The organism is Streptomyces sp. NBC_00490, assembly GCF_036013645.1.
GTDB classification, from domain to species: Bacteria; Actinomycetota; Actinomycetes; order Streptomycetales; family Streptomycetaceae; genus Streptomyces; species Streptomyces canus_F.
The window spans coordinates 5,342,838-5,368,447 of the sequence record NZ_CP107869.1 but is presented as its reverse complement, the minus strand read 5'-3'; the positions used below and the strand labels follow the sequence as shown (position 1 = coordinate 5,368,447).

At 67.4% G+C, this 25,610-nt stretch carries 30 protein-coding genes, 1 tRNA gene and 1 pseudogene; 20 read left to right on the top strand and 12 right to left on the bottom strand.

The genetic code is table 11. The annotated features are described in order from the left end of the window. The first annotated feature begins 21 nt into the window (after positions 1-21). The 3 genes from OG381_RS24355 to pknB all read left to right on the top strand — a co-directional run bounded on the left by OG381_RS24355 (position 22) and on the right by pknB (position 5,088). A complete protein-coding gene (locus OG381_RS24355) occupies positions 22-1,464 on the top strand; it encodes an FtsW/RodA/SpoVE family cell cycle protein (protein WP_327718169.1) in 1,443 nt (480 codons plus the stop codon). Then, positions 1,461-2,936: a peptidoglycan D,D-transpeptidase FtsI family protein gene (locus tag OG381_RS24350; protein ID WP_327718168.1), complete on the top strand. Its 1,476-nt coding sequence runs from the start codon at positions 1,461-1,463 to the stop codon at positions 2,934-2,936. The genes OG381_RS24355 and OG381_RS24350 overlap by 4 nt, the downstream gene beginning before the upstream one ends. A 169-nt stretch (positions 2,937-3,105) precedes the next feature. Continuing rightward, entirely contained in the window at positions 3,106-5,088 is a 1,983-nt protein-coding gene (gene pknB, locus OG381_RS24345; protein WP_327718167.1) for a Stk1 family PASTA domain-containing Ser/Thr kinase, read from the top strand. 485 nt (positions 5,089-5,573) lie between these two features. Here the strand turns inward: pknB and OG381_RS24340 are convergent, their stop codons facing one another. From OG381_RS24340 to OG381_RS24315, 6 genes are read right to left on the bottom strand one after another with little or no spacing between them, the layout of a single operon-like run. Continuing rightward, positions 5,574-6,308: a class E sortase gene (locus tag OG381_RS24340; RefSeq protein WP_327718166.1), complete on the bottom strand. Its 735-nt coding sequence runs from the start codon at positions 6,306-6,308 to the stop codon at positions 5,574-5,576. A 13-nt stretch (positions 6,309-6,321) separates the two neighbouring features. Next, positions 6,322-7,425 carry a class E sortase gene (locus OG381_RS24335; protein ID WP_327718165.1) on the bottom strand — a complete coding sequence of 368 codons (1,104 nt, stop codon included), beginning with the start codon at positions 7,423-7,425 and terminating at the stop codon, positions 6,322-6,324. Continuing rightward, positions 7,422-8,060 (bottom strand): aminodeoxychorismate/anthranilate synthase component II, encoded by a 639-nt coding sequence (locus tag OG381_RS24330; RefSeq protein ID WP_327718164.1) that lies wholly within the window; start codon positions 8,058-8,060, stop codon positions 7,422-7,424. Before OG381_RS24330 ends, OG381_RS24335 begins: the two co-directional genes overlap by 4 nt. Beyond that, complete coding sequence (locus OG381_RS24325) at positions 8,057-8,254, bottom strand: hypothetical protein (protein ID WP_307028428.1); 198 nt, start codon at positions 8,252-8,254, stop codon at positions 8,057-8,059. Before OG381_RS24325 ends, OG381_RS24330 begins: the two co-directional genes overlap by 4 nt. 16 nt (positions 8,255-8,270) lie before the next feature. Next, positions 8,271-8,954: a class E sortase gene (locus OG381_RS24320; protein WP_327718163.1), complete on the bottom strand. Its 684-nt coding sequence runs from the start codon at positions 8,952-8,954 to the stop codon at positions 8,271-8,273. Between the two features lie 17 nt (positions 8,955-8,971). Then, the gene (locus tag OG381_RS24315) at positions 8,972-9,751 is read right to left on the bottom strand and encodes a DUF881 domain-containing protein (RefSeq protein ID WP_327718162.1); all 780 of its coding nucleotides are present in this window, start codon (positions 9,749-9,751) and stop codon (positions 8,972-8,974) included. A gap of 141 nt (positions 9,752-9,892) precedes the next feature. Here OG381_RS24315 and crgA point away from each other — a divergent pair, with 141 nt between their 5' ends. Further along, positions 9,893-10,147, top strand: a complete 255-nt coding sequence (crgA, locus tag OG381_RS24310; RefSeq protein WP_307028434.1) for a cell division protein CrgA — start codon at positions 9,893-9,895, stop codon at positions 10,145-10,147. Positions 10,148-10,406: 259 nt separating this feature from the next. Here crgA and OG381_RS24305 read toward each other — a convergent pair whose 3' ends face one another. Together OG381_RS24305 and OG381_RS24300 are read right to left on the bottom strand one after the other, a co-directional pair. After that, positions 10,407-11,318, bottom strand: a complete 912-nt coding sequence (locus tag OG381_RS24305; RefSeq protein WP_327718161.1) for a rhomboid family intramembrane serine protease — start codon at positions 11,316-11,318, stop codon at positions 10,407-10,409. Between the two features lie 133 nt (positions 11,319-11,451). Beyond that, complete coding sequence (locus tag OG381_RS24300; RefSeq protein WP_327718160.1) at positions 11,452-11,985, bottom strand: peptidylprolyl isomerase; 534 nt, start codon at positions 11,983-11,985, stop codon at positions 11,452-11,454. 361 nt (positions 11,986-12,346) lie between these two features. Here OG381_RS24300 and OG381_RS24295 point away from each other — a divergent pair, with 361 nt between their 5' ends. Continuing rightward, entirely contained in the window at positions 12,347-13,048 is a 702-nt protein-coding gene (locus tag OG381_RS24295) for a DUF5324 family protein (RefSeq protein WP_327718159.1), read from the top strand. A gap of 463 nt (positions 13,049-13,511) precedes the next feature. On the opposite strand, the gene OG381_RS24290 is transcribed toward OG381_RS24295, so the two are convergent. After that, positions 13,512-13,584, bottom strand: a tRNA-Ala gene (locus OG381_RS24290). Between the two features lie 182 nt (positions 13,585-13,766). On the opposite strand from OG381_RS24290, the gene OG381_RS24285 reads away from it, so the two are divergent. Both OG381_RS24285 and OG381_RS24280 read left to right on the top strand, forming a co-directional pair. Then, on the top strand, positions 13,767-14,315 hold the full coding sequence (locus OG381_RS24285; protein WP_327718158.1) for a helix-turn-helix domain-containing protein: 549 nt from the start codon (positions 13,767-13,769) through the stop codon (positions 14,313-14,315). Positions 14,316-14,591: 276 nt separating this feature from the next. Continuing rightward, positions 14,592-16,091, top strand: coding sequence for a protein kinase domain-containing protein (locus tag OG381_RS24280; protein ID WP_327718157.1), 1,500 nt, complete (start codon positions 14,592-14,594; stop codon positions 16,089-16,091). A gap of 28 nt (positions 16,092-16,119) precedes the next feature. Here OG381_RS24280 and OG381_RS24275 read toward each other — a convergent pair whose 3' ends face one another. Next, positions 16,120-17,409, bottom strand: coding sequence for a hypothetical protein (locus OG381_RS24275; RefSeq protein ID WP_327718156.1), 1,290 nt, complete (start codon positions 17,407-17,409; stop codon positions 16,120-16,122). A gap of 117 nt (positions 17,410-17,526) precedes the next feature. After that, positions 17,527-17,655 carry a DLW-39 family protein gene (locus OG381_RS24270; protein ID WP_003999697.1) on the bottom strand — a complete coding sequence of 43 codons (129 nt, stop codon included), beginning with the start codon at positions 17,653-17,655 and terminating at the stop codon, positions 17,527-17,529. A 338-nt stretch (positions 17,656-17,993) separates the two neighbouring features. Here OG381_RS24270 and OG381_RS24265 point away from each other — a divergent pair, with 338 nt between their 5' ends. Both OG381_RS24265 and OG381_RS24260 read left to right on the top strand, forming a co-directional pair. Beyond that, the gene (locus OG381_RS24265) at positions 17,994-18,347 is read left to right on the top strand and encodes a DUF6344 domain-containing protein (RefSeq protein ID WP_327718155.1); all 354 of its coding nucleotides are present in this window, start codon (positions 17,994-17,996) and stop codon (positions 18,345-18,347) included. Between the two features lie 646 nt (positions 18,348-18,993). Next, positions 18,994-19,128, top strand: a pseudogene (locus OG381_RS24260) (DnaA ATPase domain-containing protein); the annotation flags it as partial. A 1,102-nt stretch (positions 19,129-20,230) separates the two neighbouring features. On the opposite strand, the gene OG381_RS24255 reads toward OG381_RS24260, so the two are convergent. Next, the gene (locus OG381_RS24255) at positions 20,231-20,704 is read right to left on the bottom strand and encodes an NUDIX hydrolase (protein WP_327722542.1); all 474 of its coding nucleotides are present in this window, start codon (positions 20,702-20,704) and stop codon (positions 20,231-20,233) included. Positions 20,705-20,722: 18 nt separating this feature from the next. On the opposite strand from OG381_RS24255, the gene OG381_RS24250 reads away from it, so the two are divergent. The 11 genes from OG381_RS24250 to OG381_RS24200 all read left to right on the top strand — a co-directional run bounded on the left by OG381_RS24250 (position 20,723) and on the right by OG381_RS24200 (position 25,609). Then, positions 20,723-21,502, top strand: a complete 780-nt coding sequence (locus OG381_RS24250) for a GntR family transcriptional regulator (RefSeq protein WP_327718154.1) — start codon at positions 20,723-20,725, stop codon at positions 21,500-21,502. Positions 21,503-21,636: 134 nt separating this feature from the next. Continuing rightward, the gene (locus OG381_RS24245) at positions 21,637-21,966 is read left to right on the top strand and encodes an SCO3933 family regulatory protein (protein WP_327718153.1); all 330 of its coding nucleotides are present in this window, start codon (positions 21,637-21,639) and stop codon (positions 21,964-21,966) included. A gap of 2 nt (positions 21,967-21,968) precedes the next feature. Then, a complete protein-coding gene (locus OG381_RS24240) occupies positions 21,969-23,288 on the top strand; it encodes an FtsK/SpoIIIE domain-containing protein (protein WP_327718152.1) in 1,320 nt (439 codons plus the stop codon). 12 nt (positions 23,289-23,300) lie between these two features. Next, positions 23,301-23,534, top strand: a complete 234-nt coding sequence (locus OG381_RS24235; RefSeq protein ID WP_327718151.1) for a hypothetical protein — start codon at positions 23,301-23,303, stop codon at positions 23,532-23,534. 5 nt (positions 23,535-23,539) lie between these two features. After that, positions 23,540-23,713, top strand: a complete 174-nt coding sequence (locus tag OG381_RS24230; protein WP_327718150.1) for a hypothetical protein — start codon at positions 23,540-23,542, stop codon at positions 23,711-23,713. A gap of 71 nt (positions 23,714-23,784) precedes the next feature. Continuing rightward, positions 23,785-24,057 carry a hypothetical protein gene (locus tag OG381_RS24225; RefSeq protein ID WP_327718148.1) on the top strand — a complete coding sequence of 91 codons (273 nt, stop codon included), beginning with the start codon at positions 23,785-23,787 and terminating at the stop codon, positions 24,055-24,057. After that, positions 24,054-24,710 (top strand): DUF2637 domain-containing protein, encoded by a 657-nt coding sequence (locus OG381_RS24220; RefSeq protein WP_327718147.1) that lies wholly within the window; start codon positions 24,054-24,056, stop codon positions 24,708-24,710. Before OG381_RS24225 ends, OG381_RS24220 begins: the two co-directional genes overlap by 4 nt. 21 nt (positions 24,711-24,731) lie before the next feature. Continuing rightward, positions 24,732-24,911 carry a hypothetical protein gene (locus OG381_RS24215; protein ID WP_327722541.1) on the top strand — a complete coding sequence of 60 codons (180 nt, stop codon included), beginning with the start codon at positions 24,732-24,734 and terminating at the stop codon, positions 24,909-24,911. Between the two features lie 4 nt (positions 24,912-24,915). Further along, positions 24,916-25,104: a mobile element transfer protein gene (locus OG381_RS24210; protein ID WP_327718146.1), complete on the top strand. Its 189-nt coding sequence runs from the start codon at positions 24,916-24,918 to the stop codon at positions 25,102-25,104. Positions 25,105-25,120: 16 nt separating this feature from the next. Then, positions 25,121-25,276 carry a hypothetical protein gene (locus OG381_RS24205; protein ID WP_327718145.1) on the top strand — a complete coding sequence of 52 codons (156 nt, stop codon included), beginning with the start codon at positions 25,121-25,123 and terminating at the stop codon, positions 25,274-25,276. 24 nt (positions 25,277-25,300) lie between these two features. Beyond that, positions 25,301-25,609: a SpdD protein gene (locus OG381_RS24200; RefSeq protein ID WP_327718144.1), complete on the top strand. Its 309-nt coding sequence runs from the start codon at positions 25,301-25,303 to the stop codon at positions 25,607-25,609. Position 25,610 lies beyond the last annotated feature (1 nt).

Sequence of the window (25,610 nt, the reverse complement as noted above, 5' to 3'; positions counted from 1 at the left end):
CGTGAGAGGCCCTGTCACACGATGAGCAGTACTTCCAACACGTCGACGCACCACACGTCCACGATCGGCTCGATCGGCACACCGAGCCGACGCAACACCGAGCTCGCGCTGCTGGTGTTCGCCGTGGTCATCCCGGTGTTCGCCTACGCCAACGTAGGCCTCGCCATCAACGACGAGATGCCCACCGGCCTCCTGGGCTACGGCCTGGGCCTCGCCCTGCTCGCGGGCGTCGGTCATCTCGTCGTACGGAAATTCGCGCCGTACGCGGACCCGCTGATGCTGCCGCTGGCCACCTTGCTGAACGGGCTCGGTCTGGTCGTCATCTGGCGTCTGGACCAGTCGAAGCGGCTCCAGCGGAGCCCCCTCTACGTCGAGGCCGCGCCGCGCCAGCTGCTCTACTCCGCACTGGGCGTCGCCCTGTTGGTGGCCGTGCTCGTCTTCCTGAAGGACCATCGCGTCCTGCAGCGCTACACCTACATCTCCATGGCCGGCGCGCTGTTCCTGCTGGTCCTGCCGCTCGTGCCGGGACTCGGCGCGAACATCTACGGCGCCAAGATCTGGATCAAGATTCCGGGCCTCGGCACGGTCCAGCCCGGTGAGTTCGCGAAAATCGCCCTGGCGGTGTTCTTCGCCGGCTATCTCATGGTCAAGAGAGACGCCCTGGCGCTGGCCAGCCGCCGCTTCATGGGCCTGTACCTGCCCCGCGGCCGCGACCTCGGCCCGATCATCGTCGTCTGGATGATCTCGATCCTCATCCTGGTCTTCGAGACCGACCTCGGTACATCCCTGCTGTTCTTCGGGATGTTCATCATCATGCTGTACGTCGCCACCGAGCGGACCAGCTGGATCGTCTTCGGTCTGCTGATGTCCGCGGCCGGCGCGGTCGGCGTGGCCAGCTTCGAACCGCACGTCCAGCAGCGCGTCCAGGCCTGGCTCGACCCGATGAAGGAGTACACGCTCTCCCGTCAGGGCGTCGGGGGCCACACCGAACAGTCCATGCAGGCCCTCTGGGCCTTCGGCTCCGGCGGCACCCTCGGCACCGGTCTCGGGCAGGGCAACTCCGACCTCATCGGCTTCGCCGCCAACTCCGACTTCATCCTCGCCACGTTCGGCGAGGAACTGGGCCTGGCAGGCGTCATGGCGATCCTGCTGCTCTACGGGCTGATCGTCGAGCGCGGTGTGCGTACGGCCCTCGCGGCCCGCGACCCGTTCGGCAAGCTGCTGGCCGTCGGCCTGTCCGGCGCCTTCGCCCTCCAGGTCTTCGTCGTGGCCGGCGGTGTCATGGGCCTCATCCCGCTGACCGGTATGACGCTCCCGTTCGTGGCCTACGGCGGTTCGTCCGTCATCGCCAACTGGGCCCTGATCGGCATCCTGCTGCGCATCAGCGACACCGCACGCCGTCCGGCGCCCGCGCCCGCCCCCAGCCCCGACGCCGAGATGACCCAGGTGGTCCGCCCGTCATGAACAAGCCCCTGCGCCGGATCGCGATCTTCTGCGGCCTCCTCGTCATGGCCCTGCTCATCCGTGACAACTGGCTCCAGTACGTCAAGGCCGACGAGCTGAGGACCGACAGCGACAACCGCCGGGTCGCCATCGAGCGGTACGCCACCCCGCGCGGCGACATAATCGTCGACGGCAAGGCCATCACCGGCCACACCGAGACCACCAGCGGCGACTTCAAGTTCAAGCGCACCTACAAGGACGGCGCCATGTGGGCGCCCGTCACGGGCTTCGTCTCGCAGGCCTACGGCGCCAACCAGCTGGAGAACCTCGAGGACGGCATCCTCACCGGCAACGACGACCGGCTCTTCTTCCGCAACACCCTGGACATGATCACGGGCAAGCCGAAGGAAGGCGGCAACGTCGTCACCACCCTCAACGCCGCCGCCCAGAAGGCCGCGTACGACGGCCTCAAGCAGCGCGGCAAGGGTGCGGTCGTCGCTCTCGAGCCGTCCACCGGCAAGATCCTGGCGATGGCCTCCTACCCGTCGTACGACCCCGGGACGATCGCCGGCGGCGGCGAGTCGGACGAGAAGGCCTGGAAGGCCCTCGACAAGAAGAACAACCCGGCCGACCCGATGCTCAACCGGGCCCTGCGCGAGGTCTACCCGCCCGGCTCCACCTTCAAGGTCGTCACCGCGGCCGCCGCGCTGGAGAACGGCCTGTACGGCGACGCCGACGAAAAGACGGACTCTCCGCTGCCCTGGGTCATGACGGGCACGACGACGGAGCTGAAGAACGAGGGCAACATCCCCTGCAAGAACGCCACCCTGCGCGTCGCTCTGCAGTGGTCCTGCAACACCGTCTTCGGCAAGATCGGCGCTGACCTCAAGAACGAGAAGATGCTGGAAGAGGCCAAGAAGTTCGGCTTCACCGAGGAGCAGTTCACGCCGGTCCGCTCCAGCGCCTCCGTCTTCTCGGACAACATGGAGCCCTCGCAGGTCGCCCTGTCCTCCATCGGCCAGTTCAACACCGCCGCGACCCCGCTGCAGATGGCCATGGTCGCCTCCGCGGTCGCCAACGACGGCACCCTCATGAAGCCGTACATGGTCGACGAACTCCAGGCCAGCAATGTCGACGTCATCGAGAAGACCGACCCGGAGGAGTACAGCCAGCCGCTGTCGGCGAAGAACGCGCAGATCCTCCAGTCGATGATGGAGACGGTCGTCGAGAAGGGCACCGGCAAGACGGCCCAGATCGGCGGCGACGTCACGGTCGGCGGCAAGACCGGTACCGCCCAGCACGGTGAGAACAACAGCAAGAACCCTTACGCCTGGTTCATCTCGTACGCCAAGCTCGGCGACGGCAGCAAGCCGGTCGCCGTGGCCGTGGTCGTCGAGGACGAGAACGCGGTCCGCGAGAACATCTCCGGCAGCGGCCTCGCGGCACCCATCGCCAAGAGCGTGATGGAGGCCGTCATCAACTCCAACAAGTGACCCCGATCACGTCCCCTTCACATCGGTGCACGTTGCGATACCGGTCCTGTATCGGGTGACGGGCTTGGCCAGGTCACACAAAGCCAGCCGGGTACGGTAGGCCCGGACGGCAGCCCCCGACCGCACACCAGTGCCGGTCGGGACCGACGGAGAGGGCTGGTAGGTAGCTATGGAAGAGCCGCGTCGCCTCGGCGGCCGGTACGAGCTGGGCCAGGTGCTCGGCCGTGGTGGCATGGCGGAGGTCTACCTCGCGCATGACACCCGGCTCGGCCGCACCGTGGCGGTGAAGACGCTGCGCGCGGACCTCGCACGCGACCCGTCCTTCCAGGCCCGGTTCCGCCGGGAGGCCCAGTCGGCCGCCTCGCTCAACCATCCCGCGATCGTCGCGGTCTACGACACGGGTGAGGACTACATCGACGGGGTCTCGATCCCGTACATCGTGATGGAGTACGTCGACGGCTCCACGCTCCGTGAGCTGCTGCACTCCGGCCGCCGGCTGCTGCCGGAGCGCACGCTGGAGATGACGATCGGCATCCTCCAGGCCCTGGAGTACTCGCACCGGGCCGGCATCGTCCACCGTGACATCAAGCCGGCCAACGTCATGCTCACGCGCAACGGCCAGGTCAAGGTCATGGACTTCGGCATCGCCCGCGCCATGGGCGACTCCGGCATGACGATGACCCAGACCTCGGCGGTCATCGGCACGGCCCAGTACCTCTCGCCGGAGCAGGCGAAGGGCGAGCAGGTCGACCAGCGTTCCGACCTCTACTCGACGGGCTGTCTCCTCTACGAGCTCCTGACGGTACGCCCGCCGTTCGTGGGCGACTCCCCCGTGGCCGTGGCCTACCAGCACGTCCGCGAGGAGCCGCAGCCCCCGTCGGTCTTCGACCCCGAGCTCACGCCCGAGATGGACGCGATCGTCCTCAAGGCCCTGGTCAAGGACCCGAACTACCGCTACCAGTCCGCCGACGAGATGCGCATCGACATCGAGGCGTGCCTGGACGGCCAGCCGGTGGCGGCCACCGCGGCGATGGGTTCGGTCGGCTACGGCGCCTACCCGGACGACCAGCCGACCACCGCCCTGCGCTCCACGGACGCCGGCGCCACGTCGATGCTCCCGCCCATGAACCCGGACGACCCGGGCTACGGCGGCTACGACGACCGCCCCGACCGCCGCCGCCAGCAGAAGAAGAACAACACCTCGACGATCCTGCTGGTCGTCGCGGCGGTGCTGGTCCTGATCGGCGCGATCCTGATCGGGAAGTGGGCGTTCAGCGGGAACAACAGCGCGGACGACAAGGTGCAGGTGCCGACCTTCATCGGCGAGAAGCAGGAAAACGCCGAGAAGATGGCGACCAACAGCGATCTGAAGGTGTCGGTCACCAAGAAGGAGTGCGAGAACCAGCCCAAGGGCAACGTCTGCACGCAGGACCCCAAGCCAGGCATTGAGGTCGAGAAGCAGTCCACCGTCAACCTGGTGGTCTCGACGGGCGCCCCGAAGGTCACCGTGCCCGATGTCGAGGGCATCCAGTTCGAGCAGGCCAAGTCCGATCTCGAGGACAAGGGCTTCAGGGTTGAGCAGAAGACTGAGGAATCCGACCGGACCCCGGGCGTCGTCACCGGCCAGGACCCCGAGGGCGGCACAGAGAAGGAAAAGGGCACGACGATCACCCTCACCGTGGCCAAGGCAATCGCGAAGTCCACGGTCCCGGACGTCACGGGCAAGACGTGTGACGAGGCCAAGGCGTTGATGACGCAGAACAACCTCACCGGCAACTGCGTCACCGACACGGAGACCGAGGACGACAACCTGGTCGACAAGGTCATCAGCACCGACCCGCAGATCGGCGCCTCGGTCGACAAGGACTCGACGGTGAAGATCCACCTGGGCAAGAAGAAGGCCGAGGAGCAGGTCCAGGTGCCGTCGGTGACGCAGCAGACGCTGAAGGACGCTCGGAAGGCCCTCCAGGACCTCGGTCTGTCGGTCAACGTCACGGGCGCCCAGGACGACAACGCCATCGTCCTCGCCCAGGACCAGCAGCCCGGCACCACGGTCCCCAAGGGCACCACGGTCAATCTGACCGCCATTGCCCAACAGAACAACAACGGCGGCAACAACGGCGGCGGCTTCTTCGGCGGCACTACCGGTTAGCAGAACGCGCCACCAGCATCAATACAAAAATGGACGCGCCTCGAACATACGGGGCGCGTCCTTTTTGCTCACACAATTCCACGAATAGCGAAATAGAACCGGAATTCCAGGAATCGGAAAAAGCTATCCCGTGATCAACGGGAGTGGCATGCTCCACGCGCATCAATAGGGGACCCTCATAAAGGGAGCGGCCAGCGCTGCCGACTACGGGTGCAGCGGGTCGCAGATCGGCGCCTACGCCGTCAAAACGAGCGGCGGGACCACGTTCGGCACGGCGTACCTCTACTACGACTCATCGACGGGCGGGTACGGCACCTCCACGTACACGAGCGTCAGCATCGAAAAGTGTACGCAAACCTCACCGGCCAGCGTATGTACGCTTCTGAGCCCCAGAGTGTACGGAAGTTTTGCGCAGTACAATTCCGGCGCGTTCCATTGCTCGTAAGGGCAGCTAAGCCTTTTACGACGTCCTTTGAGGACGCAGGTCAGCGCAGTTCCTTCGGCGGTGTCCGCTCGCTGTCCACCTTCTCCACGCGCACCAGCTCCCCCCACACCACATACCGATACCGGGACGTGTACACCGGCGTGCAGGTCGTCAGGGTGATGTACTTGCCGGCCTTCTTCTTCCCCGACTCCTTGGGGATCGCGCCGAGCACCTTGACGTTGTACTTCGAGGTCTCCGGAAGGATCGCGTACGTCTTGTAGACGTACCATTTGTCCTTCGTCTCGAAGACGATCGCGTCGCCCTTGTCGATCTTGTCGATGTTGTGGAACTTGGCGCCGTGGCCGTCGCGGTGGGCCGCGAGGGAGAAGTTGCCGTCCTTGCCGGACATCGGCAGCGTCGCCTTGACCGGGTCGGTGTAGTAGCCGGCGACACCGTCGTTGAGCTGCTTCGACGACGTGCCCTTCTCCACCAGGACCTCGCCGCCGCCCATCGCGGGGACATGCAGGAAGCCGATGCCGTTCCTCGTGTTCAGCGCGCCCGGCCCCCTGTCCTGGGCCCAGTTGTCGCGGACCTTGTCGGCCTGTTTGCCCGCCGCGCGGTCGGCGATGACGTTCGTCCACCACAGCGAGTAGACGACGAACAGGCCGAGGATCAGACCCGCCGTGATAAGGAGTTCACCGAAGACACTGACCGCCGTGGCGATCGGGCCCATGCCGCGGCGGCGCGGGGCGTGGGTGGTGTCGGTGACCTCTTGCTGCTCCGCGGTCGCTGCCACTGTTCATCTGCCCTTACTGGACGAGCGCATCCGGCTTGCCCTTGCTGCGCGGCCGTTCCTCGACCATCTTGCCCCAGACGATCAACCGGTACTTGCTGGTGAACTCCGGCGTGCAGGTCGTCAGGGTGATGTAGCGGCCCGGCTCGGTGAAACCCGACTGCGGAGGAACCGGATTGAGCACACTGGTGTTGCTCGGCGCCGTCACCGGCAGCGACGACGTCATCTTGTAGACGAAGTAGTCGTCCTGCGTCTCCACGACGATCTCGTCGCCCGCGCTGAGCTTGTTGATGTACCGGAACGGCTCGCCATGGGTGTTCCGGTGTCCCGCGAGCCCGAAGTTCCCGGACTTCGCGCTCGGCATCGCCGTCTTCAGCGCACCCTCGGAGTAGTGCCCGACCATGCCGCGGTCGAGCACCTTCTTGTTGCTGACGCCCTCCGCTATCGGCACGACCACGTCCAGCTTGGGAATGTGCAGCAGCGCGAACCCCTGTCCCGGCTCGAACTCGCCCGGCGCCCGCTTCCCGCTCGCCCACTCGTTCTGAAGCGAGCTCGCCTCCCTGCCGGCCTGCGCGTGCGCCCGCACGTTCGTCCACCACAACTGGTAGGTGACGAACAGGAGCATCAGGACGCCGGTCGTGATGAACACCTCACCGACCGCCCGGCTCGCCAGCACCGCCGGACCGGGCTTGCTCGCCCGCGCCTGCCGCCGGGCCTCGACACGGGAGAGCGGAGCCGACGACTTCCCGTCGTCCGACGCCTCCGCCGACTCCACGGAAGGCCTCGCTCCACCCCCATGACGCCCACCACGGCGCTTGGCGGCCTTTCTCCGGGCCGCACGGCCCCCCGCAGGGGATCCAGGGGCTCCTGTGGCGGACGAGGCGTCAGACACCGGTCCAGACGCCGGTACGGACCCGTCTATTCGCGTCGGCGGCGGCTCCGGTATCCGCAGCGCCACCGTCTCGTCGTCGGCAGGCGGCACCCAGGGCTCATCCACACCCGCCCCGCCGCCCGTGCCGTACGACGCGCTGCCGTACCAGTCCCCAAGCGCACCGGCATCCTCGTACGACTGCTTCCCGTACGAGGTCCCGGACTCGCGCTCGGGGCGCAGTGCGGTCACGCCGAGGCCCTGCCCACCACCGGGGCCAGCCCCGCGCTTCGCGCCACCGCACCCTGGTCGCCGCACTCCACCAGCCAGTTGGCCAGCATCCGGTGCCCGTGTTCCGTCAGCACCGACTCGGGGTGGAACTGCACACCCTCGACCCGCAGTTCACGGTGGCGCAGCCCCATGATGATCCCGTCGTGGGTCCGCGCGGTCACCTCCAGCTCGGCCGGCACCGTCTTCGGCTCGGCAGCGAGGGAGTGATAGCGGGTCGCCGTGAAGGGCGTCGGCAGACCCGCGAAGACACCCTTGCCCTCGTGCTCCACCAACGACGTCTTGCCGTGCAGCAGCTCCGGCGCCCGGTCCACGACACCGCCGTACGCCACCTGCATCGACTGCATCCCCAGGCACACACCGAAGACGGGCACCCCGGTGGCCGCGCAGTGGCGGACCATCTCGATGCAGACGCCCGCCTCCTCCGGCGTTCCCGGGCCCGGCGACAGCAGCACACCGTCGAAGCCGTCCTGGGCGTGCGCCGTCGACACCTCGTCGTTGCGCAGCACCTCGCACTCGGCGCCCAGCTGGTACAGGTACTGCACCAGGTTGAAGACGAAGCTGTCGTAGTTGTCGACGACGAGAATCCGCGCACTCACTGGTTGTCCACCGTCACATCGTTGAAGGGCAGCAGCGGTTCGGCCCACGGGAAGACATACTGGAAAAGGACGTAGACCACAGCAAGCACCAGCACGAGTGAGATGAAAGCCCTCACCCACGCGTTCCCTGGCAGATGCCGCCAGATCCAGCCGTACATGCCGTCCCTTCCGTCGCACCACGGCACCAGACTCACGCCGTACCGCACCAGACTAACGGCGCAGGGCCGTCGGCTTCCCTTTCTCCACAGGCTGTGTGGAGTCCAGATGCGCCCACACGATCAGCCGGTGACTGTGCCCCCACTCCGGATCGCACGTGGTCAGGGTGAGATAGCGGCCCGAGCGCGTATACCCCGACTTACGTGGCACAGGATCGATCACCTCAACGTCCGTGGGCACGGTTTTGTAGGGGCCTTTGTCGATCCGATACGTGAACCAGGTGGTCCCGTCCGTCAGCACCACCGCGTCCCCGCGCCGCAGCTTGGGAAAGTCCTTGAAGGGGTCGCCGTACGTACGCCGGTGACCGGCCACCGAGAAGTTGCCCTTCTCCCCGAGCCGCGCGGTCCGCGCGTAGTGCCCGAGCCCCTTCTTCAGGGTGCCGACGGCCGTCCCCTCCAGCACGGGCTTGTTCCACGTGAAACCAAGCCGGGGGATGTACATGATCGCGAAGGGCTTGCCGCTCTTGTACGCCGTCGGCTCCGGCGTTCCGGACGAGGCGCCCCCCGTCGGCTGCCGCACGCTCCCCCTCGACCACTGGTCCTGCAACTGGTCGATCTGCTCGCCCATGACGTCGTCGGCCTTCACGCCGGTCCAGAACAGCACGTAGACGACGAAGAGCACGATGACGGTGCCGACGGTGATGCAGAGTTCGCTGACGGTCCTGACGACAACACGCACCGGCGGCTCCAGAAGGCCTACTCCACAGGCTTGGCGTACTGCAGATCCACTGTGCCCGAGTAGCCGGGCAGAGTCACCGTCCCTTCGTTCTCGACTTTCCAGCCGAGTCCGTAGACGTTGACGTAGACCATGTAGTTCTGGATCGCCGGGCTCGCCGCGAGCGACGTGCGCAGCTTCTCCGGGTCCCCGATCGCCGTGATCTTGTACGGCGGTGAGTAGACCCGGCCCTGGAGGATGAGCGTGTTGCCCACGCAGCGCACGGCGCTGGTGGAGATCAGCCGCTGGTCCATGACCTTGATGCCCTGGGCGCCGGCCTGCCACATCGCGTTCACCACGGCCTGCAGGTCCTGCTGGTGGATGACCAGGTAATCGGGCTGCGGCTCGGGATAGCCGGGGAGCTTGGCGGTGGCGTCCGGCGGGGCGTCGTTGAGCGTGACGGAGATCGCCTCGCCCCTCAGCTTCTGCGTCCCCGCCTTCTTCTCCAGCGCCGCCAGCTTGTCGTCCTCGGCCTTGGTGCTGCCGTCGTCCCGCTCGGCCAGCGCCTCGACGTCGTCCCTGAGCGTCCCGGTGGTCTCATCCAGCTGACCGTTCTTGTGGCTGCGCTCCAGGATGAGGTCGGAGAGCTTCAGCAGTGAGGCATCCGTACGGATATTGGTGCCCTTGGCCGTATTGAAGCTGGTGAAGAAGATGAGGCCCGCGAGAGCGAAGACGGCCACCGTGAGCAGCCGCACGGGCCGGAATCTCCGTCCGCGGACAGGGCTGGATCCGGCCTGGGGGGAGTCGGCAGAATTGCTCAACGTACCCTTATCTCCTTCGGCGCCGCGGAAGCACTACGCTAACGGACGCCCGGGGGAGCACTCAGTGTCCCCTTGTACGCTGCCCCGAGCCCGACCTAGTTACCTGCGCGGCCACGCAGCGCATCGACAGGAGAGACCCTCGTGCCGAAGTCACGTATCCGCAAGAAGGCCGATTACACGCCGCCGCCTGCGAAGCAGGCGACCAGCATCAAGCTGACCAACCGCGCCTGGGTCGCACCCGTCATGTTGGCCCTGTTCGTCATCGGGCTGGCCTGGATCGTCGTCTTCTATGTGACGGACGGCTCGCTGCCCATCGACTCGCTCGACAACTGGAACATCGTGGTGGGCTTCGGCTTCATCGCCGCGGGCTTCGGCGTCTCCACGCAGTGGAAGTAGTGACTGCTTCGCGGTGAACACAGCTCTGCCCAGGGCTATCCGCTGAGTTATCCACAGCGTTTTCCACAGTGGGGAAAAAGAACGACGATCTGTGGATAACTCATCCAGCGTTGACGCCGGTGTGACGGAACTACCGGTCACCCGAAAGCATGTTCGCCCCCTGTCCGACCTGCGGAAACACAGGTCAGCGACAGGGGGCACGCTTGTTCGCGCACACTATGCACAAGATTCGCCACTCGCTGTGGACAACTGCTCCCGCTCAGGTGAGCTGAGCCGTCCTCACCAGCGTCAATACGACGACCAGGGCGAGGACCAGGGCGCACGTGCCGTACTGGATCAGGGCCCGTCGTTCGCGCGGGGCGTGCACCATGGCGTAGCCGATGACCACGCCGCCGACGAGGCCGCCGATGTGGGCCTGCCAGGAGATGTCGAACGCCGGGTTGAAGGTGAAGATCATGTTGATCACCAGGAGCGCGATGATCGGACGCATGTCGTAGTTGAGCCGGCGCATCAGGACGGCGGTGGCGCCGAACAGGCCGAAGATGGCGCCGGAGGCGCCGAGCGTGGCCGTGGTCGGGGACTCCAGCAGATAGGCCAGGACGCTGCCGACGAGGCCGGACACCAGGTAGAGCGCGAGGTAGCGGGCCCGGCCGAGGGCCGCCTCCAGCGGTCCGCCGAGCCACCACAGGCTCAGCATGTTGAAGGCGATGTGCCAGATCTCCTGGTGCGTGAACATCGAGGTGACCATGCGGTACCACTGGCCGTCCGCGACGCCCTCGGTGGCCGTGAAGGGGGCCGGCGGCCAGGCGCCGATGAGGACCAGATCGCTGAGCAGTGAGTCCGAGGCCCGGACGGCGATGAACACGGCGAGGTTGATCCCGATGAGAATCTTGGTGACCAGCCGGGGGTCGGCCGCGATCGTGCCGCCTGCGATCGTGCGGGGGATGGCGGCGTCGGGGCGGTGGCCGGTACCGGAGCCGCCGCGGACGCAGTCGGGGCACTGGAAGCCGACGGAGGCGCTGACCATGCACTCGGGGCAGATCGGGCGTTCGCAGCGGGTGCAGCGGATGGCGGTCTCGCGGTCGGGGTGGCGGTAGCAGCCGGGCAGGCCCTCGGCTTGCTGGGGTCCCTGCTCCTCCGGGCCCTGTGGGCTGCCTGGCGCCTGGTCCATCGGGGTCCCCTAAGTCGTCGTATGCAATGAAACCGCCCCGCCCATCCTTACGGACGAGCGGGGCGTTTGGTTCCCTGGTGGGCCCGGCGCCGACGGACCGGGGCGTTCGCCTCGGCCCTGCCCGGCTCGGTGATCAGCCCTTGCGGGTCTCGACGAAGACCGACTCGATGACGACGTCGTTGAGCGGGCGGGAGGTGCGCGGGTGGATCTCCGTGCCCGCGATGGCGTCGACGACCTTCTGGCTGGCCGGGTCGGTGACCTCGCCGAAGATGGTGTGCTTGCGGTTCAGCCATGCCGTGGTGCCGACGGTGAGGAAGAACTGCGAGCCGTTGGTACCCGGTCCGGCGTTGGCCATGGCCAGCAGATAGGGCCTGTCGAAGGAGAGGTCCGGGTGGAACTCGTCCTTGAACTGGTAGCCGGGGCCGCCGGTGCCGTTGCCCAGCGGGTCGCCGCCCTGGATCATGAAGCCGCTGATGACCCGGTGGAAGACTGTGCCGTCGTAGAGCCTGGCCGTGGACTTCTCGCCGGTGGTGGGGTTGGTCCACTCGCGTCGGCCGGTGGCGAGCTCGACGAAGTTCTTGACCGTCATCGGCGCGTGATTCGGGAAGAGCTGGACCTCGATGTCGCCGTGGTTGGTCCTGAGGGTGGCGTAGAGCTGCTCGGCCACGATGTGCCTTCCGTTGTTTCTGTAACTCCCCCGATCCTTGCACGGTCGACGCGATCCGACCCCGTCGCCCTTCTCCGGGTGTCCGTTGCGGGCTGTCGTCTGCAGAAAACCGGTCGAGTAGTTCCGGGCCGGGGGCGTTCGCCGACGATCCGTGGCATTGTCGACGACAAGCTCCCGTTGCCCGTATTCATCCGCTATTGCATGTGATCGATCCTTCAGCAGCGCTTGATCGGAGATCGTCCGGAGTCACCGCCCATGACCCGGATGCCTGCCCACACATGCCCAGGTGCCCGTTGGCAGGCATGATCCGTAAAAGGGTGGAAAGTCGAATTACCGTACGCCACCGAGGAGGAGGATTCCCGTGACCCGCATCGACAGCGTGCGCGCCGCGACCGGTTCGGCGAAGGACAGCGTGCTGCACGCCGCGGAAGTGGTGGCGCCCTACGCCGACACGGCCAAGGACAGGGCCGCTCACTACACACACGAGGCACGCGTACGGCTCGCGCCGAAGGTGTCACAGGCGGCCGAGCAGGCCCGCGTCCAGTACGACGCGCATCTCGCGCCGCGTCTGGAACAGGCCCTGACGCATGTGCCGCCGAAGGTCGACCAGGCCGCCCACGAGGCCGCCGTCCGCACCCGCAAGGCTGCCCGGCAGGCCGCCGACTATTCACGTCCGAAGATCGAGCAGGCCGTGGCCGCGGCCGGGCCCGTGAGGGACGAGGCCGCATCCCGCGGTACGGCCGCGCTGCTCGCGCTGCGCGGTCAGGTCTCGGCCAAGCAGATCGAGAAGCTGGTCCGTAAGCAGGAACGTCGGGCGAGGGTAGGCCGTCTCGCCAAGGCGCTGGCGGTTGCGGGCGTCGTCGCGGGCGGCGCCTACGCCGCCTGGAAGTGGTGGGACAAGCAGGCCAACCCCGACTGGCTGGTCGAGCCGCCCGCCGCGACGGAGGTCCCGGAGTCGACTCGGCTGACGTCGGTCGACGGCAGCGGTCAGTCCGTGCTCGACCCGGAGGTGCAGGTCAAGGAAGCCGAGGAAGAGGCCGCGCACCGCGACGAACGACACTGACGTCCGGCACTGACGTCCGGCACTGCGAACATCGCTGTGGGGCAGGAGACTTGAGGGTCTCCTGCCCCACAGCGATGTTTCACGTGGAACGGCGGATGCTTGCCCTCTGCACCCACGATGACGTTTGCAACGGTTCAGGTGTGCAAGTTCCGCCCAGACTGCGCTGACGGAGAGCATCGCCCTGGTTACGAGCACACGTTCCCACCAGTCCCCACAAGGCCTCCACCAGCGGAATCATCGACTCCGGCAGCTGGTCGGCTACTCACACGACGGGTTCGGGCACCCTGCGGCTATCGCGTTTGCGCAAATATCTGCAACGGCTCAGATGCCGTCGAGTGACGCACGTCACCCCGGAGGACCTTCTCCGTCCACACCTGGCGCCCGCGTGGATCCGTGACGTGAAAAACCCGCACATGCAAGAACCGGCCAGCCGCCGTGAAGGGCGTCTGACCGGTCCGAGGTGTGGAGCCTAGGGGAGTCGAACCCCTGACATCTGCCATGCAAAGACAGCGCTCTACCAACTGAGCTAAGGCCCCGGGAGGGGAGCGTCCAACCGGAAGTGACTCATACCGGTGGGCGTCGCAGACCAGAGTACCGGGTCGCCCCCGGTATCTCGCAAAAAGATTGGGGGTCCCGATGAACGACCACTCTCCGTAAGATGCTCGGCGTGGTTCGCTACAGCGAACCGCGGTATTTGGGGAAGCGATGGGGAGACGCAATGGACGCCGCACAGCAGGAAGCGACCGCGAGAGCGCGGGAACTGCAGCGGAACTGGTACGGGGAGCCGCTGGGGGCGCTCTTCCGTAAGCTCATAGACGATCTTGGTCTCAACCAGGCTCGTCTCGCGGGGGTACTGGGACTGTCGGCACCGATGCTGTCGCAGCTGATGAGCGGTCAGCGGGCGAAGATCGGCAATCCGGCCGTGGTCCAGCGGGTGCAGTTGCTGCAGGATCTGGCGAGGCAGGTCGCGGACGGCAGCGTCAGCGCGGCCGAGGCGACCGAGCGGATGGACGAGATCAAGAAGTCGCAAGGGGGCTCGGTGCTCAGCAACGCCACGACCACGACCAGCAGTTCGGGAGCGCCGACGGTCAAGCGGGTCGTCCGTGAGATCCAGTCACTGCTCCGGTCGGTCGCGGCCGCGGGGGACATCATCGAGGCGGCGGACACCCTCGCCCCGACCCATCCGGAACTGGCAGAGTTCCTCCGGGTCTACGGCGCGGGCCGCACCTCCGACGCGGTCGCGCACTACCAGTCCCACCAGAGCTGACTCCGCGGCCCGGTCACCGAAGGGGGTTCGGCAGCCGGGACGACGGCCGAGGAGGCACGGGGGAGTCGTGCCGCTGGAGAGGGCACGGGAGTCGTCACTCATCCGGGGAGGGACACGTGGGGGCGTGTCACTCACCGGCCGGGAGACGGGCCGTGTCGCTCGCCGGGGAGCGGTGCGAGGGGTGTCACTCATCCTGGAGCGGTGCGGCGGGAGTCGTATCGCTCGTGGAGGGGGAGGCAAGGGGGGAGACCGCAGGGGGAGGAGCGACGCACTGCCATGGGTGAGGTCTTCGCCGGCCGGTACGAACTCGTCGATCCGATCGGGCGCGGAGGTGTCGGCGCCGTATGGCGCGCCTGGGACCACCGCCGCCGTCGGTATGTCGCCGCCAAGGTGCTGCAGCAGAGCGACGCGCACTCGCTGCTGCGCTTCGTCCGCGAACAGGCGCTGCGGATCGACCACCCCCATGTGCTCGCGCCCGCCAGCTGGGCCGCCGACGACGACAAGGTCCTGTTCACCATGGATCTGGTCGGCGGAGGTTCGCTGGCCCATCTGATCGGGGACTACGGTCCCCTGCCACCGCCCTTCGTGTGCACGCTCCTCGACCAACTCCTGTCGGGGCTGGCGGCGGTGCACGCGGAGGGTGTGGTGCACCGGGACATCAAGCCCGCCAACGTGCTGCTGGAGGCCACCGGCACCGCTCGGCCCCGGCTGCGGCTGTCCGACTTCGGCATCGCGATGCGGCTGGGCGAGCCGCGGCTGACGGAGACCAACCTCGTGGTGGGGACGCCGGGTTACATCTCGCCCGAGCAGATGATGGGCTCGGAGCCGGACTTTCCCGCCGATCTGTTCGCCGTCGGCCTGGTCGCGCTGTATCTCCTGGAGGGCGCCAAGCCGGACGCCAAGGCTCTCGTCCAGTACTTCGCGGCGCATGGCACCCCGAGTGCGCCCAAGGGCATTCCCGAGCCGCTGTGGCAGGTCGTGGCGACGCTGGTGCAGCCGGATCCGCAGGCGCGGTTCCGCACCGCCACCGGGGCGCGCAAGGCGCTCGCCGCGGCCGCGGAGCTTCTGCCGGAGCCGGGCCCCGACGACGAGCTGATCGAGATCTTCGACCAACTGGGGCCACTGCCACCGGGGTTCGGCCCAGCAGGGCCGCTCAAGCCCGCGCCGGGGGTGCGGGCGGGGCTCTCGGACACTCCGGAACCGAGTACCGGCTTCCCGCAGTCCGCGCGGGACGGCGCCTCCGCCTCCGCATGGCCCGGCACCGACTCCGTACCACCCGATCCCCGTCAGAGCACCGGGCCGCAGCCGGCGGCGTACCTCTCCGAGTCCTCCGGTGGTGCGCGGTCGACCGGCATGTCGGACACCGGCAGCTTCCCGCTGCCGCCCCCGCAGGCCACTGGCTCCTCTCCTCAAGTGCGTCCCCCGGACGGCCAGACACCGCCACAGACACAGCAGGGCGCGCAGCAGCAGCCCTCCCACGTCTCCCCCGACGACGCCACGCATGTCCTGCCCTCCCCCCGGCCGCAGGCGCCGCCCTACCCGACGCGGCCCCTGGCGTCACCGCCGCTCCATCGCGCCGATGCCTCTACTGCTTCGTACACCGCTCAGGTCCCGCAGGTTCCACCTCCGGCCCAGGAAACTTCGCGGCACCGCGCAGGCAGAGGAGCGCGCAGGGCGCGGCGGCGTCCCGGCCTTCCGGCCAAGGTGGTCGTCCCGATGCTGCTTCTCGCGCTGGCCTGCTACGCCGTGGGCTTCTGGGCACTGACCCGGATCTGAGCACCCACGGGCACCAGAACCTCCGCTCCTACCCGACGAGCCCGGCCGCCCTCCGCCGGGCCACCACCGTCCACGCCCCCAGTACCACCAGCACCAGGCTCCCGCCTCCGATGCCCGCCACGGCGACCACCTTCATCAGCGCGTCGCCTCCCGCGCCCCCGCCCGCTGCCGCTGCCGCCCGGTCCTGTGCCGACACCTCGAAGAGGCCCTGCGGCTTGGACGGCGCCGCGTAGGCGGGTGCCGTCTCGGCCGTGCCGTCGATCCCCACCCGCAGCGTCACGCCGAACGGCTTGTCGCCGTACTTCTCGGCCATCGCCGACGAGAGATGGAGGGCGAGGTAGTACGAGCCGGCGAACCGCATCGCTCTGACCTGGCGGGAGGAGTCGTAGCGGTTGGTGTAGTCGACCGGCGCCAAGGGGTCGAGGGAGTCCGTCTTCTGGGTGCCGTTGTAGCCGATGGCCACGTCGTCGACGGGCATGCGTGCGGGGTTGTACAGCGACGTGATGAGCGCGCCGGCCACATAACGGCCGCGAGTCGTGCTGCCCAGTTCGGCGGTGACGTGGAGCTGCTGCCCCCAGTCGACCGGCACTTTGTAGAAGAGCGTCTGCCCGGGCGCCACATCGGCGCTCCAGACCCCCTCCTTCACCGGCACGGCCTCGTCGAAGCCCGCGCCGCCCGGACGTCGTACGGCCTGACCGGTCGGGGGCTGTGGGGGCGTGGAGTTCCAGCTCTGCGGCGCGCTCGTCCCCTCGGCCCGCTCCAGGCCCGGCTCCGACACCGGAGCGAGCTCCAGCTCCCATTCGCCGGGCGATACGTCCGTGCCGTCGATGCGCTCCACGCGCACGTAGTACACGCCGGCACCCTTGCACAGGGCGCGCTGGGAGAAGGCCTCTCTCGCTCCCCAGGCGACGATCGGCCGCGGACTGCGGCTCGCTTTGAAGTAGGCGCTCTCGAAGGAGCAGGAGCGGCTGTCGGCGTCCTGCAGGGACACCCTGATGCCGCCGCCGGTGGAGACCGTCGTGCCCGCGCGCGGGACGGCCGTGACGGAGACGTACGTGTCCGACGTCTTGTCGAGTACGAGGCGGTAGTAGAGCTTGCCGCCCGCGGGGAGGGTGCTCCGGTACGTCTCGCCGATGTCGAGGGACTCGGCGTCCGAGGAGGTCGCGGAGCCAGTGACCGGCCGGGCGTCGGGGGCGAACGCATACGAGGGAGTGGGCGTGCTCGCGGCGAGGGCCGTCTGTCCCGGCAGCAGGGCGGCCAGGGCCATTCCCACGACAGCCGCGCACACGCCGCGCCACCGCACCGTACGCCGCCCCATCACGCGCCACCCCTCGCCGTCGCCTGATCGTGGCTCATCCTGCCCGGCTGCGTCTCGCGCAACACAAAACCCCGACCGCGAGGCGGCCGGGGTCTGTTCAGAACCGAATGTCGGTACTCACGAACCCGTGGGCACGGAGTCGGTCGCCTCCGTCCACAGATCCTGCTCGGCGCGATCCGCCTGGATCTGGCGGTACACGAGGAGCCCGCCGATGGCGGCCAGTGCGACCAGGAGAAGCTTCTTCACCGTGCGACCTCGTCTTTCCTTGACGTAGGGGACCTCTGGCGCCCGACTATACACACCGACCGATACCGATCGGTGACCTGCGTCAGCCCCTCAACTTCCGCCCTGGACACCGCAGTAGAAGCGGATGACACCACTCCGATCGGAGGGTGATCACACCTCCACGGACGGTCACTTTGAGCCTTCTCCTCCACTCTCCTCCACTTTTCAGGGTTCTTGCACCCATCCGAGTGGTGTTCATCTGAACATCGACGCGCCACGGGCGTCGGTCCATGATTTCGCCGCCCCCATACACATCATGAGGAAAGTACGCAAATCGCCCAACCCGAAAGTGAGGGGCCATGGCCCAGAACAAGGTCATGAACCTGTGGACCGCCATCGTCACCGCCCTCCTGGCGCTGTGCACGACGCTCGGACTCATCACCACGACCGCCGCCGCGGCCGTACCGCAGACCGAGCCGACCCGCAACAGCAGCACCGAGGCCAAGACACCGGCGCCATCCCTCTGGCCCTGGTCCGCCACCAGGGCCCTGCCCCCCACGATGAAGCAGCGCATCCGAGCCGAGGCCCACGGCAAGACCCCCAGCTGCCGCCACCGCCCGCCCACGGACACGGAGGACGCCGAGGGGGCCGAGGGGGCCACGCCCCCCTGTGACGACTCGGCCGCAGAGCCGGCCACACCCCTCCAGCGCTGACGGCGCCGTCCCTTCCCCGATGTAACGGCGAACTTGCGTACCCGCCCGCTGCATGGACGTACAGACAAGCGAAACCCCCCGGTCTTTATCGACCGGGGGGTCATCTTGCTGCTGCCACAACGAAGAACGGGTGCCTCCCACTGGGGAGACACCCGACTTCTCGATCTTTGTCTGTGGGGCTAACAGGATTTGAACCTGTGGCCTCATCCTTATCAGGTCGATCCCTGCCGTCCGGTGCACCTATAAGGCCGCAGCCGGGCCGCGTCGGACTGGTTGCCGGAGTCCGTCTCGTTGCGCGCCTGTCCGTCCCTGTTGGTGTCAGCCTCTGATGTCAGACACCAGTGAGCCGCTTGACGGCACGAAGACTGTGTGTAACGAGCACTTCACGTACCTCTTCGACTGGGTCCTGCACGAGATCGAAGCGATCACCGTCCGCCGCATCTCCGAGTCGTGTTTCACGTGAAACATCCATTCGATTGCGCCTAGTCAAGGCCTCCAGGCCTTCGCGGTGCGTGCCGACTCGAGGGAGCTGGCCAGTGAGGGCAACGGCGTCCCTGTCCTGCTGCACTGCCTGTGGGAGATCATCGACAACTCCGACGACGAGAACCTCAGGTCAAGCATGTCGGTCATCGTCGAACACAAAGCTAGCCAGGAGGAGTTCACCAACGAGTTCGCCAACTCCATCCACGACGGCAAGGGCGACAGCTTCCGCAAGCGGTACCGCGAGATGGGCATCTTCCCCGTCGACGACATCCAGTTCCTCGCGAACAAGGAGTCGACCTCCTGTTCTGCACTGACGTAGCCATGACCGAACTGCACGCTAGCGGCAAATTCAAGGCAGAAGTTGCTGTGCCTCGACTCGTACAAAGGCTCTCCCTGACGCAGTCATATCCGTCGTGGTGGACCTAGCAGGGAAGGCCAAGAGGATCGACGTCAAGGGCAGAGGTGCAGTGCCCGAGGCCCAAGTCGCCTGTCGCGCTTCATCCAGTACATGCACAATTGTGCGAACTGGCTTGACCCCTAGAGCCTCCTACTGTCAGTGCCGTGCGTCAGACTGTTCTAGCGCGGTCACAGGCCTCCGTCAGAAATGGCGGCGGCCCCCTGGTCCTACGCAGGAGGCCGCCATCACCATCTGGGACGTCAACCAAAGGAGGCCACGATTCCCAGCTACAGGAAGTGTAGGTGCCGGGTCCGACAATGCCCCACTGCGAAGGCTCTTCAGCCTGCCCGCTCGCGAAGGCGCATACGGGCTGAACTGGAACAACGGTCGGCACGACATCATTTCCGCCGCCTCATGAACTCCGCTACGGATGAACTCATGCGCGTCGGCGTGAAGGCCAGTCTGAGTGGGATCGGAGCGCTGGCGCTCTACTGGTGGAATCACCACCACTGAGAACCATGGGCCTGTGCCGCGTCCCTACTCCCCGCGGTACAGGCCACCCATAACACCCACCACTCACCCCAGCTTCCATCCCGTCCGCCGTCGACCCACACACCGTGGAGCGGGCGTGGTTCATGGCGTCCAGGTGGAGCGCGCCACTGTACGAACGACCTGGACGCCATGGGCCGCGTCTGCTCGGCTCTGCCTGGGTCGATGGTGGACGGGATGGAAGCCCTACCGCGTACGCCACTACGAACCCGCAGTCGCGTACGGCGCCCCCTCCACCCCGGTGCCGGCCGATCCCCCGCCGGAGGCATCCGTCTTGACCGTGGCTTGCCCGTCTAGGGCTCTACCGTCCGGGCCGTAACATGCTTGCGGCCCCAGGGGCCAGGCCCCGGCGCCGAAGGCGCAGAGGGGCCAGGCCCAAGGGGCCAGCCCGCGCTTGCGCGGGCCCTTGATGAGGTAGAGAAACCTGTAACAGGTCGGGATCCCCGGCCGAAGGTCAGTTGCCTACCAGCGGTGTCAGCTTGCGGCCGTCATGCGTCCGGATGTGCGGCGCCTCGTCGCGCAAAGCGTCCGTGATGCGAACCGCGTAGACCTCACTCATCGCCGCTACTGCCTCGTCCGGGGTGAGCCATGCAACAGCGGTCGACTCGTCCGAGAGCTGTTCGTGACCGCCTTCGGGCTGACACCTGAATACCAGGGCGACAACGCCGACTGTCATGTTCTTGTAGACGCCGGTCAAGCGCTCTACGCGCACCTTGATCCCGGTCTCTTCGTACACCTCGCGACAGACCCCATCTTCGATGGCTTCCGTACGTTCAAGCACCCCGCCGGGCGGCTCCCACTTGCCGTTGTCGGCACGACGGATCACCAAAACACGCCCGTCCTCGCGCACAACGACTCCCGCCACGGACACCGAGTGGAGCGGCGTTGACGGGTTCTGTGGGCGGCTGTTACTCATGTACAGGAGAATAGGGGAGACTGTAGGACTATGGCGACAGGCGACGTGACATCTTCGGCCAAGGCGAAGTACCTCCAGATCGCGGATGATCTCGCAGCACAGATCAGATCAGGGGCATTGAAGCCTGGGTCTCCGGTACCCAGCGAGACCGAGCTGATGACTCGGTACAGCGTCGCCTCAGGGACCGTACGCAAGGCGGTTGCCGAGCTGCGCGCGGCGCAGTTGATCGAGACCCATCACGGGCGTGGTTCCTTCGTCCGCTCGCGGCCCCCTGTTCAGCGGAAGTCGTCCGATCGTTTTCGTCGGGCGCACCGCAAGGCCGGCAAGGCTGCCTATCTCGCGGAAGCTGAACAGTCTGGCGGCACTCCCTCCGTGAACGTGCTGTACGTCGGCCCTGTCGACGCGCCAGCCGAGATCGCGGAGCGATTGAACGTCGCGACCGGAACCAAGGTTCTAGCCCGCAAGCGCAGGTACTTTCGCGATGGCATCCCCACCGAAGAGGCAACGTCCTACCTGCCATGGGACGTGGTGAAGGACATCCCCGAGATGTTCGCCGAGAACCCGGGCGGCGGTGGTATCTACGCTCGCCTCGAAGAGCACGGTCACATGTTGGCGGAGTTCATCGAGACCGTGAGGGCACGACTGGCCACCAAGGCAGAGGCGACCGCCCTTGCCCTGAGCCCCGGCGCCCCGGTCATCCACCTGGTCCGCAGTGCCTTTTCAGACGATGAACGAGTGGTCGAGGTCTGCGACACCATCATGGCTGCTGACCAGTTCGTTTTGGACTACCGCTTCGCTGCAAGGGACTGACGGGCCCGCTTCTTTCAAGCCACTTCGCGGCCGGCACCTCCATAGCGCTTGACTCCTGTACATGAGTTAGGCACTCTTCTACACGTAACTCCTGTACATGAGTGCAGGAGATCCACTCTGTTAGAGGAGATGCAGTGCCGTCGTTCAAGATCGACACTTCGACTGCGGTGGTGTTTGTGGCGACTGCGCCCGAACCGAAGGTGAAGAACTTCCAGACCGGTGAGCGGGCCGTGAACCAGGAGGGTCAGCCCATGTCGACCGTGGGCCTGCTGGTCTCGGACGAGGGGGAGGGGAACCTTCTCAAGGTCTCGGTCCCGGAGAACGGTTACCCCGAGGGCCTCGTGCCGGGGATGCCGGTCAAGGTCATCGGCCTGAAGGCGCGTGACTGGGACAACGTGATCAAGGGTGAGAAGCGCACCGGTATCGCGTTCAGTGCGGTCGCGATCACCCCGCTGGGGGCCTGATCATGGCCGACGTCGCTACCTGGTTCGAGCTGGGCGGCGCTGCGGCCGGTGCCGGTGGGCTCGGCTACGCGAAGTACCGCGCCCCTCGCGCGTACTGGTCGTTGGTCGGTCTGCCCGCCACGTGGGGCCGGTTCACGTTCTCCTACCGCTCGACGATGGACGTGTGTGGTCTGACGGTGCAGCCGTCCGGCCTGCGGGCGTTCATGGCTCGCAACGTGGCCCGTCGTGAGGTGCAGCCGGTCGCACCGAAGATCCGCCGGGTGCGGCCCACCTCGACGGGGCTGCGGGTGACGCTGCGGCTTCCGGCTGGTCTGGAGCCCGCCGACATGATCGCCTCGACGGAGCGTCTTCGGCACGCCTGGGGTGTCCACGCGATTCGGATCGTGGCGACCAAGCCGGGATTCGTCGAACTGCGGATGACCGGGTATGACGTGCTGCGTCGGGTGCGGATGCCGCGTAAGGCACAGCCTCACGACATGGTCGTGCCGGTCGCGCTGCGCGATGACGGGACCGCGTTCGAGCGGGACTACCTCAAAGCCCCGATGGCGCTCACCCTGGGGGCCAACTCCTCGGGCAAGTCCATGTATCAGCGCAACCTGATCAAGGGGCTGGCTCAACTGCCGGTCGCTTTGGTGGGGATGGACTGCAAGCGCGGGGTGGAACAGTCCGTGTTCGCTCCTCGCCTGTCAGCGCTGGCGACCAATCCGGATGATGCCGCCTCGCTGGCCGATGTGCTGGTCGCTGAGATGGAAGACCGTTTCGACCTGCTGAACCTGCACGGCGTCTCGGACATCTGGGAGCTTCCGGCGGACCTGCGGCCGGCACCGATTGTGGTGCTGGTCGACGAGATCGCAGAACTCTTCCTGATCTCCCGCAAAGAGGATGAGGACCGCCGCACCCGGATCGTCACCGCTTTGATCCGGCTGGCGCAGATGGCCCGTGCGGTCGGCATCTATCTGGAGATCTGCGGTCAGCGCTTCGGTTCCGACCTGGGCAAGGGCGCCACCATGCTCCGTGCTCAGCTCACGGGCCGGGTGGTGCACCGGGTCAACGACAAGGAAACCGCCGAGATGGGGCTGAAGGACGTGGCTCCGACTGCCGTGCCGGCCGCGTGCGTGATCCCCGCGAATCGACCCGGTACGGCCGTGGCTACCGATGCCTCCGGCGGTTGGAGCCGCATCCGCACCCCTGAGACCTCCCGCGATGAAGTCGCCGCCACCTGCCGGGACTTCGCTCACCTGGTGCCGGACCTGCCCTTCCTCGACGCCTTCCGGCCTCACGTCCTGGCACCGTCCGCCACCGCTGCGTCACTGGTCAAGTAGGGAGACATCGGCATGGACCAGCACCGAATCGAGCGAGACGAGTACGGCTTCACCCCGCACGAGCGCGACGACAACGGCCGGCTGGGCTACCTGTGCGACAGCTTGAGGAACGGTCTCCACTTCGGCCTGGCCGCGGACGACTTCACCGAGGTCATAGCCGGTGCTCTGGAAGCCGAGTGCCGTGCCCACCACGTGGGTGCCTACCCGCCGCCCGGTCACGACTACCCCCGCCTCGACGAGGACTGACCGCCATGGCCGCGCCCAAGACCACCGCGCCCGCGCCGGCCGAACCGCCGAAGTGCTCGACCTGTAAGGGCTCCGGCGAGGTCTCCCGCACCGTCCACATCGGCCGTAAGCGCCGCCCTGTCGGCCAACAGACCGGTATCTGCCTGGCCTGCCTGGGCTCCGGCGAAGCCACCGACTGAAGCTCGCCGGGGCCGGGCGGCCGGACATGATCCCCGCCCGCTCCTGGCCCAATCTCAGGAAGGAACCTGTCATGTCTGAGCCGCTGACCGCCCTGGACGACCTTGCCTCGGACGACTTCCTTCGTCAGCTCGCCGCTCTGCGAGAGCAGCGGGACCAGATCGACCAGCACATCCGCGCCCACCTGGCCTACGCCCGGGAGTTCACCGCCCCTCGGCCCTACACGCTGGCTTCCCTGGCGGAGGCGGCCGGGCTGTCGATCTCCGGAGTACGTACCGCCTACACCCCGGCCGACTGCGATGCCGTGGCCCGCGCCTTGGGGCGAGCTCCTCGGAGCCAGTCATGAAGGGGCTCCGCGTCGACGCCGTACTCATCCAGGCAGTCATCGCCGGCGCCCTGTCCTTCGCCCACCTGCACGACTTGGCCTACGCGGCCGGCCAGACGGGATGGAAGGCCTGGGCCTATCCGGTCTCGGTCGATCTGCTGCTGGTCGCCGCCTGGCGCCGACTGCGTACCGCCCGCCGGGACCGTTCCGCCTGGACCTGGTTCGCGATCGCGCTGTGCGCCTCGCTCGGGGCCAACATCGCCACCGCCGGACTCCTCGACCTGGAGCACGTGCCTGCCTGGCTGCGCATCCTCGTGGCCGGCTGGCCTGCCCTGGCCTTCCTCGGCGGCACCCTCCTCGTGCACTCGCCGACCGAACCGGCCGCTCCTACACAGGCTGTGGATGAACCGGCCGCGCTGGACGTCGACATGCACCGCGCCAACGACCCCGCCCCGGCCCCGGACCCGGTGCCGGAACTGGCACCCGCAACAGCCCAGGCACTCCCGGCCGATGCGCCCGCGGTTCCAGCCGCGTTGCTGGATCACGCACGGAAGATCGCCGACGCACACCACGCTTCCACTGGCTCCCCGATGCCCGCTGACGCTCTGTCGGCCCGGCTCCAACTGCCCGCCCCCATGGCCCATGCAATCGCCGAACAACTCCAACTCACCTGAAAGGAAAAGAAGTTGGCCACCATGCAGCCCTTCGAGCGCCCCGAGGACTTCGTGAACGCGGCCCGCGAGATGGCCGACGCCGGACGCCCGGCCCTGGCCCGCTTGCTCGCGGAAGAAGCCGCCGACCGCACCCCGGACCCGAAAACGGCTCAGCAGATCCTCGCTGAGTTCCCCGGCCGCAGCCTGCGACAGGAGGGCTGACGCCGTGACCGCCTACCGCCGCTTCCGCGACAAGCGCCGTATCGGCCCCGTGCAGGTCGCCACCTACTACGACGGCCGTGGCCGCGAGAAGCACGCCGCCGCCTGCACCGCGCCGGGCTGTGGCTTCTCCGCCGACTACACCGACCGCTCCGCCGCCGAACTCGCCGCCAACACCCACCGCTGCAAGGCCTGAAAGGGAGATCACCGTCATGGACGTTCCGCTCTGGCTCGCCGTGATCGTCGTCGGATACCTCGGGATCAAGCTCACCCGCCCGCCGATCTGGCTGGTCGTCCTGCTCCTCCTCGGCGGCTACCTCGTCGCCGGCAGCTTCCTCAGCCCCACCGTCGACTCCCTCGTCAAGTAACCCGGCCCCCAAAGGAGAACACCCGTGCTCACCCCGAAGTACCCGCCCCAAGACACCGCCCCGCAGGTCGCCTCCGTACCGCTTCCGGCCTCCGACCTCCCCGCCCCGCCGGCTCCTGTCGCTCAGGCTCCGCTCGCCTCGGTCTCGAACCGGCCTGTCGTCCACCTCACCCCCGGCAGCGCGCTCGCCCTCGCGGCCGGCGGTGGTGCCGTCGTCCTCGTCGTCGGCGCGGTCCTGGTCTCCATGCTCCTCGCGGTCGCCATCACGGGCATGTCGGTGGCCGTGTGCGCGCTCGTCCTCCGCTCGCTCCTCAACGCCGAAAGGAACCGCTGAC

Bases quoted from the DNA above. Each gene is read 5' to 3' on its own strand.
- OG381_RS24225 (WP_327718148.1), top strand. From the start codon at position 23,785: ATGTCTGAGCCGCTGACCGCCCTGGACGACCTTGCCTCGGACGACTTC.
- OG381_RS24220 (WP_327718147.1), top strand. From the start codon at position 24,054: ATGAAGGGGCTCCGCGTCGACGCCGTACTCATCCAGGCAGTCATCGCC.
- pknB (WP_327718167.1), top strand. From the start codon at position 3,106: ATGGAAGAGCCGCGTCGCCTCGGCGGCCGGTACGAGCTGGGCCAGGTG.
- OG381_RS24350 (WP_327718168.1), top strand. From the start codon at position 1,461: ATGAACAAGCCCCTGCGCCGGATCGCGATCTTCTGCGGCCTCCTCGTC.
- OG381_RS24215 (WP_327722541.1), top strand. From the start codon at position 24,732: ATGCAGCCCTTCGAGCGCCCCGAGGACTTCGTGAACGCGGCCCGCGAG.
- OG381_RS24275 (WP_327718156.1), bottom strand. From the start codon at position 17,409: ATGGGGCGGCGTACGGTGCGGTGGCGCGGCGTGTGCGCGGCTGTCGTG.
- OG381_RS24240 (WP_327718152.1), top strand. From the start codon at position 21,969: ATGGCCGACGTCGCTACCTGGTTCGAGCTGGGCGGCGCTGCGGCCGGT.
- OG381_RS24305 (WP_327718161.1), bottom strand. From the start codon at position 11,318: ATGGACCAGGCGCCAGGCAGCCCACAGGGCCCGGAGGAGCAGGGACCC.
- OG381_RS24355 (WP_327718169.1), top strand. From the start codon at position 22: ATGAGCAGTACTTCCAACACGTCGACGCACCACACGTCCACGATCGGC.
- OG381_RS24230 (WP_327718150.1), top strand. From the start codon at position 23,540: ATGGCCGCGCCCAAGACCACCGCGCCCGCGCCGGCCGAACCGCCGAAG.
- OG381_RS24205 (WP_327718145.1), top strand. From the start codon at position 25,121: ATGGACGTTCCGCTCTGGCTCGCCGTGATCGTCGTCGGATACCTCGGG.
- OG381_RS24285 (WP_327718158.1), top strand. From the start codon at position 13,767: ATGGACGCCGCACAGCAGGAAGCGACCGCGAGAGCGCGGGAACTGCAG.
- OG381_RS24235 (WP_327718151.1), top strand. From the start codon at position 23,301: ATGGACCAGCACCGAATCGAGCGAGACGAGTACGGCTTCACCCCGCAC.
- OG381_RS24280 (WP_327718157.1), top strand. From the start codon at position 14,592: ATGGGTGAGGTCTTCGCCGGCCGGTACGAACTCGTCGATCCGATCGGG.
- OG381_RS24265 (WP_327718155.1), top strand. From the start codon at position 17,994: ATGGCCCAGAACAAGGTCATGAACCTGTGGACCGCCATCGTCACCGCC.
- OG381_RS24250 (WP_327718154.1), top strand. From the start codon at position 20,723: ATGGCGACAGGCGACGTGACATCTTCGGCCAAGGCGAAGTACCTCCAG.